This is a genomic window from Streptococcus sanguinis (assembly GCF_050234405.1).
In the GTDB taxonomy this organism is placed as follows: Bacteria; Bacillota; Bacilli; order Lactobacillales; family Streptococcaceae; genus Streptococcus; species Streptococcus sanguinis_W.
In genome coordinates this window covers 512898-527497 of the sequence record NZ_CP092117.1, presented here as the reverse complement: position 1 = coordinate 527497, position 14600 = coordinate 512898, and the positions used below count along the sequence as shown (strand labels likewise).

Sequence of the window (14600 nt, the reverse complement as noted above, 5' to 3'; positions counted from 1 at the left end):
TATTATATCAGAAGTCGCCTGCAACAACCTTAATCTCGGCTAAAAAGCTTTACATAAAATTTTGTGGTTCATTATCAATTGTCAGGCGTAAATCTTTATTGTCCCGATTCTGCGTCCAGTCCAAGACTTGATTTAGCGTCGCCTGCAGCTTGTCTTCAAAGCGATATTTGAGTAGAATCTGATAATGATAGAGATTGTGGGTGCGGGCAATCGGCTTCGGCGTTGGACCCAGGATTTGCACTTTTTCTGACAGAACGCTTCGCAGAATATCCATAACCTCATAGGCTTTTCGAACTGCTGTCTCTTCGTCCTTGTGCGACAGGGTTAGACCGACCGTAAAGTAATATGGCGGATAGCCTAGCTGCCGGCGGATTCCCATTTCATAAGCATAAAAGCCTTCATAATCCTGCTGCTTGGCAAACTCAATCGCATAATGATGAGGATTGTAGGACTGGATAAAGACCTGACCAGCCTTTTCAGCCCGACCAGCCCGGCCAGCCACTTGAGTCAGCAGCTGGAAGGTTCGCTCTGAAGAGCGAAAGTCCGGTAGATTAAGAGCAGTATCCGCATTGAGAACGCCAACTAGCGTCACATTTGGAAAATCCAATCCCTTGGCAATCATCTGGGTGCCTAAGAGAATATCTGCCTGCCCCTGACCAAAGCTTTCTAAAATGGCTTCATGACTGCCTTTCTTACGGGTCGTATCTACATCCATCCGCAAAATGCGAGCCTGTGGAAAGAGCTGAACTAACTCATCATAAGCTTTCTGCGTCCCAGTGCCATAATAGCGAATGCTGCGGCTGGCACAGTTTGGACAACTCTGAGGAATATTCTTAGTAAAACCACAGTAGTGGCAGTTCATGGTCTTAGTGTCCATATGCAGGGTCAGAGAAATATCACAGTTGGGACAGCTGTCAACGGTCCCACATTCCCGACACATGACAAAGCTGGAATAACCCCGCCTATTAAGCATGAGAACCGTCTGTTCTCCCTTATCCAGACAATCTTGAATAGCCTCTAGCAAGACTGGGGTGAAATTACTGGCTTCATGCTGGCCGATATAATCCCGAAAATCCACCACTTCCACTTGAGGAATCTGAGCTAGCGGATTTGCACGCTTGCTGAGCAGCTGAAAATCATAGACACCACGGCTTGCTCGAGCACGACTCTCCAAGCTCGGAGTCGCCGAACCCAGCACTAAGACAGCTTGATTGTACTGAGCTCGCAAGAGAGCCACCTCTCTGGCATGATAACGAGGATTGGAATCCTGCTTGTAGGAAGATTCATGCTCTTCATCAATGATAATGGCTCCAATATTTGTCAGCGGAGCAAAAATAGCTGAACGCGCACCAACAACAACCTGGGCAGCTCCTCGCTCCACCTTGCGCCACTCATCATATTTCTCACCGTCAGACAGGCCTGAATGCAAAATAGCAACTTGGTCGCCAAATCTAGAAATAAAGCGGTCAGTAACCTGCGGAGTCAGAGAGATCTCTGGAACCAACATGATAGCGGTCTTTCCCTGAGCCAGTGCCTCTGCGATGACCTGCAGGTAAACTTCGGTCTTCCCACTGCCTGTGACCCCTTCTAAAAGGACTGGCTGAGAATGACTCTGACCAATTTTCTGAGTGATTGCCGCAACCGCTGCAGCTTGTTCATCATTTAGGGTCAGACTTTGCTGCTGCCGCTCCTTTTGGAAATAAGCAGCAGAACGGCTGATTTCTCTATCCTCAATGCTAATTAGGTTTTCTTTGATAAAGTAATTAATAATATCGCGCGAAAAGTTTTCTCGCAAATCAGCCAAGAGCTGGCTGTCCTGCTGCTCCAGCAAGACTTCTTTTAATGCTTGTTTTTTCTTGGCTTGCCGGGGAAGATCATGATTTTGCAGAGCGTTATGATTAACCTGATACCATTTCTCAGTCTTAATATGCTTCTTGTCCGTCGCCTGATACTCCAGTCGAATGCGGCCAGTCTGGGTCAGTCGCATCAGCTTGGCCTGACTTTTCTTGTCCAAATCAGAAAAGCGAAGACTGGGCTCCTGACCAAAGATAGCTGAGCGTTCCTTATCATTCAGCAGCTCTGTCGGATAGAGCAGTTTATCATAGCTGGAGTTGAGAAGACTAGGCAACATGGCCTTTAAAAGGCTAATCTTATAAGAAAAGACTGACTTGCGCAGCTCGTCCGCCAGCCAGAGCTGTTCCTGATTCAGCACGGGACTGAAATCAAGGACTTCTGCAATTTCCTTCAGCTCTTCTTGGCCTCCCGTCTCATCAAAGCCGACCACAATCCCCTGAATCAGGCGATTTCCCTGCCCAAAAGGGACATGGACTCGCATGCCAGCTGTCAGCATTCCTGCAAACTCTTCTGGAATAGCATAACTATAGGGCTTGTCCGTCTGCATCAGAGGAACATCCACAATAATCTTTGCCACCTTCATATTCTCACCCCACTTTCCTAAACATCATTACAGAAAAAATAAGATTGAGCATCCCCAACCTTAAATCTTCTCACCTTCTTCTTTTTCTTTAGCGATTTGCTCTTTAATCTTGCGTTCTTCTTCTTCTTTACGCAGGCGCTCTTCTTCTGCCCGACGGCGAACCGCCTCGCGCTTGCCTTCTGGATCTGGATGAATAACAACATTACCGGATTCAATTTCTTCCAAAGCACGAAGAGTGGATTTGACAGACTTGAATTCCTGCGTAGCGGGAGCTCCAGCTTCAAGCTCATGCGCACGCTTAGCTTCTAAAATAACCAAGGAATATTTTGACGGAACCTTGTCTAGCAAAGTGTCAATAGACGGTTTTAACATCATAATTTTCTACCTAATTTCTAACTTTCTATCGAATAATCGTTTCATTTTTGGGAAGCATGTCCTGATAACGGCCGATAACACGGTCTACTCGGAAATGCTCTGCTTCAATCACGCGCTTGACACGGTCGGCAGCCAGCGGCACCTGATCATTGACAATGGCATAATCATACTCGCGCATAAGGGCAATTTCTTCTTTGGCCTTTTCAATGCGCTGGGCGATAATCTCAGCACTGTCTGTTCCACGACCAACCAAGCGGTCTTTAAGTTCTTCTAAGTCTGGAGGAGTCAAAAAAATAAAAACAGCATCTGGAACTTTTTTCTTGACTTGCAAAGCTCCCTGAACTTCAATCTCTAGGAAGACATCAATTCCTTTATCCAGCGTTTCATTGACATAAGTCAGAGGCGTACCGTAGTAGTTTCCTACATACTCTGCGTACTCCAGCATCTGGCCCTGACGAATCAGCTCTTCAAACTCCTCACGAGTGCGGAAGAAATAGTCAACTCCATCCACTTCGCCTGGACGCTGAGGACGAGTCGTCATGGATACCGAGTACTGAAATTGGTTATCAGTGCTTTCAAAAATTTCTCGTCTAACAGTCCCTTTTCCTACACCAGAGGGACCAGAAAAGACGATTAGTAAGCCTCGTTCCGTCATCATGTCTCCTTCACAGTCTTTCTATCTAGTGTAACAAAATTAGGCAGATATTTCAAGAGGATAGGAAGAAATGTATGTGTCTAGAGTTTTGAGAAAATAGAAAAATAATCAAGCAATCATACGGAAAACAAAATAGACCAGCAAATAATTCAAGAAAAAAGCAATCTGTTAACAGACTGCATTTTTTCTTTATTTTGCGTAGTCAACGGCCCGCATCTCACGGATAACCGTTACCTTGATATTGCCCGGATATTCCAAGTTGTTTTCGATCTTTTCACGAACATCGTGAGCCAAAATCGTAATCTTGTCATCCTTAATCTTGTCCGGCTGAACCATAATCCGGATTTCCCGGCCGGCTTGTAAAGCAAAGCTATTCTTGACTCCCTTGAAGCTATTGGCGATTTCTTCCAAATCTTGGAGACGCTTGATATAACTTTCCAGAGATTCACTGCGGGCACCTGGCCGAGCAGCACTGAGTGCGTCTGCTGCAGCTACGATAACAGCAATGACACTTTCTGCTTCCACATCTCCGTGGTGGCTGGCAATGGTATTAACAACAACTGGATGCTCCTTGTACTTACGAGCCAGTTCTGTCCCGATTTCCACGTGGCTGCCTTCAACCTCACGGTCGATAGACTTGCCAATATCATGGAGGAATCCAGCACGGCGAGCTAAATTAGCATTTTCACCCAGCTCAGCAGCGATGATACCGGAAAGCTTGGCCACCTCAATAGAGTGTCGAAGGACGTTCTGACCATAAGAAGTTCGGAACTGCAAGCGCCCCATGATTTTCATCAAATCAGGATGCAGGTTAGGAGCTCCGATTTCATAAGCTGCGGCTTCCCCGTACTCACGGATACGATTGTCAATTTCCAGACGGTTCTTCTCAACCAACTCCTCGATGCGAGCTGGATGAATACGGCCGTCTTTCAAGAGTGCTTCCATGGTCATACGAGCAATTTCGCGACGAATCGGATCAAAACCTGAGAGAGTGACTACTTCAGGCGTATCGTCAATGATGACATCAATACCAGTCAGACTTTCAAAAGTCCGGATATTACGACCTTCACGGCCAATAATCCGACCCTTCATACTGTCATCTGGCAGATGCACCGTTGAGTTGGTTTGCTCAGCGACATAATCACCGGCAATACGCTGCATGGCTTGGACCAAGATATTCTTCGCAACCTTGTCAGACCGCTCTTTGATATCTTGCTCCGCATCCCGAATCCTAGTCGCAATCTCTTTAGAAAGCTTGTCTTCGGTCTGCGTCAAAATAATATCACGCGCTTCTGTCTGCGATAGCGAAGCAACTCGCTCCAGCTCTGCTGCCTTCTGCTTTTCAAGTTCCGCTACTTGTTCTTCACGCGCATCAATGTGTTTAGATTTATCTGAGAGACTTTGTTCTTTTTGCTCCAAAGCCTTTTCTTTGTTGCTTAAATTATCGTCTTTGCGGTCAAGGGTAGAAGCACGCTCTGTCAAGCGGCTTTCGATTTGTTTTAACTCTTGACGTTCAGACTTAAATTCTGCATCAACTTGTTCACGATATTTTCTGGCTTCTTCTTTTGCCTCCAAAAGTGCTTCTTTTTTAAGCGAACTTGTTTCTCGCTTGGCTTCTTTGACAATCAAATCAGCTTCGCGTTCAGCCTGTCCGCGTAAATTGGTTGCTTCTTGTTCAGCATTTAAAAGAGTAAGCTCTGCAGCTTCTTTAGATGATTTCATCTTAGCTGAGACACTTACATATCCAATCACTAAACCAATGATGGCAGCAAAAACAGACATAATTATAGGAAATAGGTCCATGTTTTTACTCCAAATCTATTTAATTGTTGAATTCAAAATTCCATACTATTCTATCACAAATCTAAAAAATTCACAAACCTATTTTTTGAAAAACAAGAAAGCTTTTGTTCAATTTTTTCATTTTCCTAAGACGTAAACTTTATTCCCAAATAAAAAATTTTTATGCTATAATCAGAGAAGAAAATGTGTCTATGAGACAGGTTTTTTCTTCGCTAACAAGACAAACTTATGGCTTGATATCAATAGAAAAACCTTCTCGCACTTGCTATATTGTAAAGGAGAAACCATGTCTAAAGAAGTTATCGTCGAAAGCTTTGAGCTGGATCACACCATTGTCAAAGCGCCTTATGTCCGCCTTATCGGAGAAGAAACTGGCCCTAGAGGCGACATCATTTCCAATTTTGATATCCGCTTGGTTCAGCCTAACGAAGATTCCATTCCAACTGCCGGCCTGCATACCATCGAGCATTTGCTAGCCATGCTGATTCGCAAGCGCATTGATGGTATGATTGACTGCTCGCCTTTTGGCTGCCGCACCGGTTTTCACATGATTATGTGGGGCCAACACAGTTCTAACCAGATTGCTCAGGTTATCAAATCCTGTCTGGAAGAAATTGCTGAAACAACTAGCTGGGAAGATGTCCCTGGAACAACCATTGAATCCTGCGGAAACTACAAGGATCACAGCCTCTTCTCAGCCAAAGAATGGGCTAAACTTATTCTCAGCCAAGGAATCTCAGATGATGCCTTTGAACGCCATGTGATTTAAAACAATAAAAAGTTCTCGAAATCGAGAACTTTTTTTGTGCATATATAATGAAATTCATCAACAAACTAGAAATCAAGTGAGTCAGCATGACCCGGACCATTTCCGACGAAGTAGCCAGTCTTACAGTTGATACTGAAGAGGTAGGTGCCGTCTGGCTTGAAGAGGTTATAGTAGCCGTTTCCTTTAATAATATTGACGCGTTCCAGGATATAGTTATCACCAGAAATATAACCACGCTCACGAGAAGTTTGCAAAATTTTCTCCAGAACGCCAGGGTTGAATGTCCAAGCTGGATTGTTGACGTCATCAATAGCCGCTTGGTTATAAGGGACTCGACTGAGATCTCTCTGCAGATTTACTCCATTGCTTGGAAGACCATAGCCAGAGTATGAGCTGGAAGCGCCTGAACCAGAAGCAGACGAGCTTGAACCGCCGCTTGTACCCGTACCGGTGCCTCCCTGATCAGTAGCAGGCGCTGGTGTTGGTACTTGTTGACTACGTCCTTGGGCAATTGCTGCCTTTAGAACTTCATCTAACTTAGCATTGCCACTTGATACATCTGAGAAGGTCGCATTTGTATTGGCCTTGGCTTCCTTGTTCAAGACACCGTCAGTGATTGCTCCGCCATCAAACTGCGAATTGACACTTTGGATAGCCGAAATCTGCTTGACCAAGGAATCGTACTTGCTCTTGGCTGCATCATAATCTTTGCTGCCTTTTAGCTTTTCAAGTAAGGTTTTTAATTTTTCCAAGTCGCCGAATTTACTGTTTTTGACAGCTGTCTGATTGCTATCTGTGAAAAATGCAGCATATTCATCATTAAAGGCCTTCAAATTCTTGGCAGTATTATCAGAGCTAGACGAAGACGAGTTCTTTTTGCTGGACTGCGATGTTGAAGAGCTGGAGCTTGTTACGGTCTTGTGCCCCCAATTATGCCCCAGAGCAAAGTAAAGCCCCGTGCCCGCTACAGCAATCCCTAAAAGTCCTAAAACTGGATAAAGGAAAGCTTTTTTCTTGTAGAAAGGTGTCTTAGGAACCTGTAATTCCTTTTCATCAAGCGGTTCTGGAATAGGACCGTAAGATGTCTTTTGAACGGGAGCGGCAGGAACCGCATCTTCCTGCTCTGAGCGTTGACTGCGAGAACCTAAGGGATTTGGAGCTGCTTCTGGCTCACTTGCTGTCTCAGTGGCTGTCAACTGAGCTGCTGGAATCTCCTGCTCACTTTCAACCTCTTGCCGTCTTTCTTTGATGAAGTCGGTCAAATCAGAAGAGGCTTGCTCAGCTTGAGCAGCTTCCTGCTCCTGCAGCTTTCTGATTTTCTGAGTTTCAAATTTTCCAGCTTCGATTTCCTGACGGTGCTGCTTGATGTACTTATCCAGCACATTGTCGCTTTCATTCACACCGGCTTCCAGCTCCTCTTTTTTACGAGTAGCTTGACCGACTGTCATTTCCTTGGCCTCTTCAAAATCAAGGACCGACTCTTTCTTTTCTTCTTCCGGTGAGTAGTTTTCTTCTTTCGTCACGGCAAATCCTTTCTAATCTAACTGACGTTTGACACGCTGGCCAAAATACTGATATAAATCCACTTTTAAAGTACCATTATAAAGTTTGCGTTTTTTATCGGCCTGACTGCCATATTTGCTTTCAAAAGCTTCATCGCTAGTCAGGATAAACTTGCTCCAGGTTTTGAGCGGAGCAAAAGTTTCTCCCATCTCCTGATAAAGACGAGTCACAGCCTCATCATCTAGGAGGCGCTCCCCATACGGCGGATTAGAGATAATCACACCATTAATCTTATCTGTATGCAAATCCTGCAGACGCATCTGCTTGAAGTGAATCTGCTCTGCTACTCCTGCTTGCTCAGCATTTTTTCGAGCTAGTTCTACCATACGGCCATCGATATCCGAGCCAGAAATATCCAGCTGGATGGTCTGATCAATCTGATTGAGTGCAGTCGAGCGAGCCTGTGCTACCAAGTCTTTATCCACCCAATTCCAGTCTTCAAAGGCAAAGGAACGATGGAGTCCCGGCGCTATCTTCATCCCAATCATGGCTGCCTCGATACAAAAAGTACCAGAGCCGCAAGTCGGGTCTATCAAAGGCTTATCAGGATACCAATTGGACAGGAGTAAAATGGCTGCTGCCATATTCTCCTTGATCGGTGCACCACCTTTATCGGCCCGATAACCACGTTTGAAGAGGCTGGATCCTGTCGTATCAATCAAGACTGTCGCTACATCTTTTAGAATAGACACCTCTATCCTAAACTCAGCTCCATTTTCCTGCAAAGGAACCCCTTCCGGACGAGCATAATGCTTCTGCAGCTTCTTGACAACTGCCTTTTTAGAAATAGCCTGAACACTGGGCTCATTGTGAAGTTTTGACTTGACGCATTTAGCCTTGGCAATAGGAAATTTAGCTCCCAGCGGTAGATAATTCTCCCAATCCAGAGCAAAAACTCCCTGAAAGAGCTCTTCGAAAGTCTTTGCTGAAAAACTGCCAACTACAATCTTAATCCGATCGGCCGCACGCAGCCAGAGATTGGTTTGAATAATCGTACTGACATCACCCTCGAAGCGAACCCGACCATTTTCGACCTGACAATCAAGTCCCAGCTCTCTGATTTCACGGCCGACGACAGCTTCTAGCCCTGCCGCTGCGGTCGCAATTAAATTAAATTTTTCTTTCATCTCGGCTTTTAAATGGATTCCAATCTATACAAACAAAGGGAGTGAGACAAAAATCGTGATTTCGTCACATCGATTTTCCTCACTCTCCCTTTTTAAATTTTGGGCTGAGAAGGTTTCGCTGCCATTGTCAGCCAGCTCATTCCTTGAAATGTCCATCAGACAAATGAAGCAGCAGCTAGTTGAACTTGGCAGAGAATAGAGCGCTCAGCCACTCTCTTGCTATTCTATTATAAAATTTAAAGAGGACAGGACTTGCCGTCCCAGCCTCAGCCTATATGCAATTTTCTGTAAGCCATGTTTTGTTCCGGAAATGACTAGGTACCATTTCCTTCGATAATCATCTGTCTACTGTTTCCAGTCAGAGTGCTATGTTCGCTTCCACGCACTCCATGCCCCGACCAAAGTTTGGGTTGCTAGCTTGAGGGGTTTACCGCGTTCCACTTCTTCTGTTTCCAAAAGAACTACGTCACTGTGGCACTTTCAGACCTAATCAGACATATCCAAAGACTTAGCCTTTTCAGTCGCCGTAACGGAAAAATCCGTCCCTAGGCTTATTTCTTCGCCTAGCACAAACACTACCGGCATCACAGCCAGTGCTAGCATGGACTTTCCTCATGAAAATCTAAAATTTCCACGCGATTATCCAAAAATTGCACTGTTCTAAAAAGAACCATTATTCACGATCCAGAATTTGTTTTCCGAATACTTCCTTTTCAAGACGGTTCAAGCGCTTCAAGATATCAAAATTAGTCGCAGAAGTCATCTGAGGGAAGCTTTCTGCAGTTGACTGAGTCGCTTGTGTTGATTGGACAGGCTGAGTCGGCTCAACCGGTGCTTTTTCAACTGGCTTCGCAGCTAACTCTTCCTTGAGACGGCGATTCTCCTCACGCAGCTCCTTTACCAAGGCTGCATAAGTCTCATAATCCTTGATAATATCATCCAAAAACTCATCCACTTCGGACTTACTATAGCCGCGTACTTCGCGTTTAAAATCCTGATCAAAAATATCTTTTGCTGTAAAAATAATACTTGCCATCTTCTCTCTCCAATCTAGTTTATCATATTCAATTATAAACAAAATGCACTATAAAAATCAAGATTTATCATCTAATTTCCCGAAAAATTTTCGGCCACTTCATTCAGGTCATCAAATGTTAATTTTTTGATAAAATATTGTTCTTGTTTTTTCATTTCTTGGTAAAGATATTTCAGTTTTGTCTCCTGTTCTTCATCGTAAAACAGGTAGGCTCCGTCCGTATTTTGAATAATGAATTGATTGTAATCACGAAACTGGCTGGGATTTTGATAGGTCGGATAAGCATACTTGACGAAATCCGTCTGCTTAAAAGCAGCTAATTTTGCTTGATTGGCTTCGTTCCAATTTTCACCTTGATTCTCAAAGAGAAAGATGGTTGCCGTCTGAAATTCATAGTCCTTTTTTAGGTCATCAACAAGCTCCAAAACCCAAGACTCAAAGCCCAGATTGCCCATAAAAACCAGCCAGTCCACTCCATCCTCCAAAAAACGGATTAAGTCCCTTTTAGCGGCTTCTTTTATGATGTTTATTCTCATATCTTTTCCCGTCGAAATACCGATTTCAAAGGCTTTGTAGCCTGTAATTAGTAGACTGGTCATTTATTCTCCCTTAAAAAAGTTTTTTGTGGTATAATAGAGTGATGCTATTGTACCAATAAGGAGTTTTATGGTCAACTATCCGCATAAGCTAAAGGCAAAAAGCAGTATCAATAGGCCGGTTTCCGGCATGATTAACTTTGCCAACCGTGGGATGTCTTTTGAAAAGATGATCAACGAATCCAACAACTACTATCTTAGCAGAGGACTCGCTGTCATCCATAAAAAGCCCACCCCCATTCAGATTGTCAAGGTTGATTATCCACACCGTAGCCGAGCCAAGATTGTAGAGGCTTACTTTCGGCAAGCTTCCACAACAGACTATTCTGGCGTCTACAAGGGCCATTATATTGACTTTGAAGCCAAGGAAACCCGACAGAAAAAATCGATGCCCATGAAAAATTTTCATTCGCATCAGATTGAGCACATGGAGGCTGTCCTTGAGCAAAAGGGCATCTGCTTTGTCTTACTACATTTTTCCAGCTTAAGGGAGACTTACCTACTTCCCGCTTCTTATTTAATTGAGTTTTACAAGATCGACAAGGGAGGGAAGTCCATGCCCTTAAGCTATATTCAAGAGCATGGTTATCCGATTGAAATGCAGCAGCTTCCCAGCATCCCTTATCTTGAAATTATCGAACAAAAACTACTAGGTGGTATTATAAATGAATAAACAAACTCTTATGCAGGCTTTAAAATATCTTGCAAGTGCACTTATAACCCTGCTTATGATTGGATTCGTGATCGGCTGTTTGGTATTTACCTACTATGCGGTCAAGGCTCCCAAGCTTTCTGAAAAAGACCTGATTGCGACCACATCCAGTAAGATTTTTGACAGCAATAACAATTTGATTGCGGACCTAGGCGCTGAAAAGCGGGTCAATGCTGAAACAAGTGAAATTCCTACGGATTTGGTCAACGCCATTGTCGCCATCGAAGACCATCGCTTCTTCAATCACCGCGGGGTGGACTTTATTCGGATTGCAGGTGCCCTTGTTAGCAATATCCGCGGAGGTCGCCAAGGGGGATCAACTCTGACCCAGCAGTTGATTAAGTTGTCCTATTTCTCAACTTCTTCTTCGGACGCGACCCTTTCACGTAAAATCCAAGAAGCTTGGCTGGCCGCTCAGCTTGAGCGTAAAGCGACCAAGCAGCAAATCTTGACCTATTATGTCAATAAAGTCTACATGTCTAACAGTAACTACGGTATGCAGACAGCAGCCCGAAGCTACTATGGCAAGGACCTAAAAGACTTGAGCTTACACCAAACAGCTCTGTTGGCAGGAATGCCTCAGGCACCTAACCAATATGACCCTTACACTCACCCAGAGGCTGCGACCAACCGTCGTAATCTGGTACTTCGTGAGATGCATGATCTCAAGTACATCACAGATGAGCAGTATGAGCAAGCTAAGAATACTCCTGTAACCGATGGACTTCAAAGCTTGAAAGCTTCCACTAGCTATCCTGCTTACATGGATAATTATCTTAAGGAAGTAATTGAACAAGTAGAAGAAGAGACTGGCTACAATGTCCTGACAACTGGTATGGAAGTCTATACAAATGTCAACACTGATGCCCAAAAGAAACTCTGGGATATTTACAACACAGGAGATTATGTAGCTTATCCAGATGACGAAATGCAGGTTGCCTCCACTGTTATGGATGTGCAAACTGGTAAAGTCATTGCCCAGCTCGGTTCTCGTAACCAATCTACCAACGTATCCTTTGGTACCAACCAAGCTGTTGAAACCAACCGTGACTTCGGTTCAACAATGAAGCCAATCACCGATTATGCGCCAGCTCTGGAAAATGAAGTCTATACTTCGACAGCTGCTCCTATCACGGATGCTCCATATAATTTCCCGAATTCCAGCACACCAGTCTACAACTGGGATAAAAAATATTATTACGGGATGACGATTCAATACGCTATTCAGGAATCCCGTAACGTTCCTGCCGTGAAAACGCTGGAAGCTGTTGGCTTGGATGAGTCCCTCAAGTTCCTAAATCGTATTGGGATTAACTATCCTGAAATGTTCTATGTTAACGCCTTTTCAAGTAATACCAGCAAATCCGGTAACGAGTACGGAGCCAGCAGTGAAAAAATGGCTGCTGCCTATGCTGCTTTTGCCAATGGCGGTACTTACTACAAACCTCAGTATGTCAATCGCGTCGTCTTCAGTGATGGAACGGAGAAGACTTTCTCCAACAATGGTTCCAAGGCTATGAAGGAAACGACAGCCTACATGATGACCGATATGATGAAAACAGTCTTGCAGTCTGGTACAGGTACAAACGCTGCTATTTCTGGGGTTTATCAGGCTGGTAAGACTGGAACCTCCAACTATGCTGACGATGAATTAGCCAAGCTGACCAAGCCTTACTACTACTCTAGCATTGTCACACCAGACGAGCTCTTCGTTGGTTACACGCCTAAGTATTCAATGGCTGTTTGGACCGGCTACTCTAACCGCCTGACACCAATCCTTGATGACGGGGTTAAGGTTGCAACAGATGTCTACCGCGAAATGATGCTTTACCTAGCTCAAGATGGCTCTGCTTCAGAGGATTGGGAAATGCCAGATGGTCTCTACCGCAGTGGCTCTTATGTCTATCTCAACAGTGGTACCGGCTATAACCGTTACTACAATAATCAGCAGTACTATAACTCTTCTAGCTATAGCAGTTACAGTACAGAAGCTAGCTCTGACACATCAGCTTCTAGTGAACATTCTGGTGATTCAAACAATAACTCTTCTAACCACAATGACTCCTCTTCCGGTAACGGTGGAGATGACTAGAGTGACGAAGATTAAATACAAACTAAAAGAGTAAGAATGAAAAATTCTTACTCTTTTCTTATTCTCTCATCAAAGCTTACTTTGCCAAAGCCCCCATCGGATCCCATGGTGCTAGCACAAGTGGCTCTGCTTCATAAGCAGCTAATTCTGCGGCTGTCAGAAATTCTTTACGAACGACGATTTGATAGGTATATTCGTCCATCCAAGCGTCAGAGGCTACGAAATAGCCCTTGTTACCAACCTTTTCACCCCAAGAGTTTTCGACCTTCCATTTCTTATCCTTACCATTTTCATCCAAGTCTACCCCTGTCAAGACCATGGCGTGGGTCATGAGGCTTTCGCTATAGTCCAAGCGGCCAGCCTTGTCCTGAGTTAGTCGAATATCCATGCTGGCAGTGAAATCGTGCATCCCCTCAACCATAACACCAGCCTTACGATTGCTAGACTGAGCAACATCCGAACCAAACCAAACGGTCTCACCAGCCTGCATTTGCGCAATAGCCAGCTCTTTTAGTCGATTCATTTCAACATTCAAATAACGGACTGGCTTACTGCCAACGACATTGCCCAGCATCTCAACTGTATAGGACCTACCATAAGGCTTGTCTGCAGTCGGCGCATTGATGATAGAGACATAGTCATCTAGCTTTAGATCGACATATTTTTGATAGAAAGTCAGAGGTGTCAATCCGCTCTCGCTATGGAAATGATTGTCCTTATCGCGATAAGAAAAGTCAAACTGGCGAGGCGGCAAGCCTAAATTCATAGCTAGAAAGTTAAAGACTTCCTGTAGGAGTTCTTCTTTTTTAGTTTGAAGTTCAGCCGATTCTGCCCCTTCCGCTCTTAATTCTCGCAAAATCTGCGCATCTTGACGCAGGAGTTTATTGAGAATCTGATTGAGCTCGCGACTGTCACTGGAAGAGATTGACTCTGGATAGACCGACTTGGGTACGACCCCATATTTCTCAAAGAGGGAAACAACCATATCCCACTGACCGCCATCCTGCTGAGGCGTGTCTAAGAGAAACTTGACCTTACGGCTAGTCAATTCTTGATCAGCCGTCGCCAGCACTTGCTCCAAGAACCAGTTGGATTTTTCATACTTATCCCAAAAGAAGGTATGGGCCTGAGATAGCTCAAAATCTTCCAATTGGAAACCAGCAATCATCTTGTGGCGGAAGGTATTAAGAGCTGCAAACATCCAACAGCGTCCTGAAGCTTTCTGGTCACTGACCTTGTCCTTAGTGAGATCCAGTGAAAAGACTGGTGTGTTTTCCACGGCAGCGCTTCGCTTCTCTAAGGAAGCCAAAAGACCATTATGGCTGATGGCATTTTCCATTGCTGCAAATTTGGGATTGGCCTCATAAGCAGCATACAGCTTATCTGTAAAATCTTGTTCTAACGAATGCATAGAATCCTCCTTGTCATTATACAT

The 14600-nt window shown here is 44.4% G+C and carries 12 protein-coding genes and 1 other RNA gene; 3 read left to right on the top strand and 10 right to left on the bottom strand.

The features are described from left to right. Positions 1-49: 49 nt before the first annotated feature. From MFP28_RS02645 to MFP28_RS02630, 4 genes are all read right to left on the bottom strand, one after another. The gene (locus tag MFP28_RS02645) at positions 50-2437 is read right to left on the bottom strand and encodes a primosomal protein N' (RefSeq protein WP_002908170.1); all 2388 of its coding nucleotides are present in this window, start codon (positions 2435-2437) and stop codon (positions 50-52) included. Between the two features lie 60 nt (positions 2438-2497). After that, entirely contained in the window at positions 2498-2812 is a 315-nt protein-coding gene (gene rpoZ, locus MFP28_RS02640; protein ID WP_002893503.1) for a DNA-directed RNA polymerase subunit omega, read from the bottom strand. A 25-nt stretch (positions 2813-2837) separates the two neighbouring features. Further along, positions 2838-3470, bottom strand: a complete 633-nt coding sequence (gmk, locus tag MFP28_RS02635; protein WP_002893505.1) for a guanylate kinase — start codon at positions 3468-3470, stop codon at positions 2838-2840. A gap of 186 nt (positions 3471-3656) precedes the next feature. Beyond that, entirely contained in the window at positions 3657-5270 is a 1614-nt protein-coding gene (locus tag MFP28_RS02630; RefSeq protein WP_002893506.1) for a ribonuclease Y, read from the bottom strand. Positions 5271-5556: 286 nt separating this feature from the next. Between MFP28_RS02630 and MFP28_RS02625 the strand changes: the two genes are divergently transcribed. Further along, the gene (locus MFP28_RS02625; RefSeq protein WP_002908167.1) at positions 5557-6039 is read left to right on the top strand and encodes an S-ribosylhomocysteine lyase; all 483 of its coding nucleotides are present in this window, start codon (positions 5557-5559) and stop codon (positions 6037-6039) included. Between the two features lie 65 nt (positions 6040-6104). Here MFP28_RS02625 and MFP28_RS02620 read toward each other — a convergent pair whose 3' ends face one another. The 5 genes from MFP28_RS02620 to MFP28_RS02600 form a co-directional block, all read right to left on the bottom strand. Beyond that, a complete protein-coding gene (locus MFP28_RS02620) occupies positions 6105-7562 on the bottom strand; it encodes a cell division site-positioning protein MapZ family protein (protein ID WP_002901279.1) in 1458 nt (485 codons plus the stop codon). A gap of 12 nt (positions 7563-7574) precedes the next feature. Beyond that, the gene (locus tag MFP28_RS02615) at positions 7575-8729 is read right to left on the bottom strand and encodes a THUMP domain-containing class I SAM-dependent RNA methyltransferase (RefSeq protein WP_002908164.1); all 1155 of its coding nucleotides are present in this window, start codon (positions 8727-8729) and stop codon (positions 7575-7577) included. 283 nt (positions 8730-9012) lie between these two features. Beyond that, an RNA gene (gene rnpB / locus MFP28_RS02610) (RNase P RNA component class B) lies at positions 9013-9380 on the bottom strand. A gap of 22 nt (positions 9381-9402) precedes the next feature. Beyond that, positions 9403-9765: a cell division regulator GpsB gene (gene gpsB / locus MFP28_RS02605; protein WP_050540614.1), complete on the bottom strand. Its 363-nt coding sequence runs from the start codon at positions 9763-9765 to the stop codon at positions 9403-9405. Between the two features lie 71 nt (positions 9766-9836). Continuing rightward, a complete protein-coding gene (locus MFP28_RS02600) occupies positions 9837-10364 on the bottom strand; it encodes a DUF1273 domain-containing protein (protein WP_002908159.1) in 528 nt (175 codons plus the stop codon). 67 nt (positions 10365-10431) lie between these two features. Here MFP28_RS02600 and recU point away from each other — a divergent pair, with 67 nt between their 5' ends. Together recU and pbp1a are read left to right on the top strand one after the other, a co-directional pair. Further along, entirely contained in the window at positions 10432-11034 is a 603-nt protein-coding gene (gene recU / locus MFP28_RS02595) for a Holliday junction resolvase RecU (protein ID WP_002908157.1), read from the top strand. Continuing rightward, positions 11027-13165 (top strand): penicillin-binding protein PBP1A, encoded by a 2139-nt coding sequence (gene pbp1a / locus MFP28_RS02590; protein ID WP_002908155.1) that lies wholly within the window; start codon positions 11027-11029, stop codon positions 13163-13165. The genes recU and pbp1a overlap by 8 nt, the downstream gene beginning before the upstream one ends. Positions 13166-13241: 76 nt before the next feature. Here pbp1a and pepC read toward each other — a convergent pair whose 3' ends face one another. Continuing rightward, positions 13242-14576, bottom strand: coding sequence for an aminopeptidase C (gene pepC / locus MFP28_RS02585; protein WP_032916213.1), 1335 nt, complete (start codon positions 14574-14576; stop codon positions 13242-13244). Between the last annotated feature and the right edge of the window lie 24 nt (positions 14577-14600).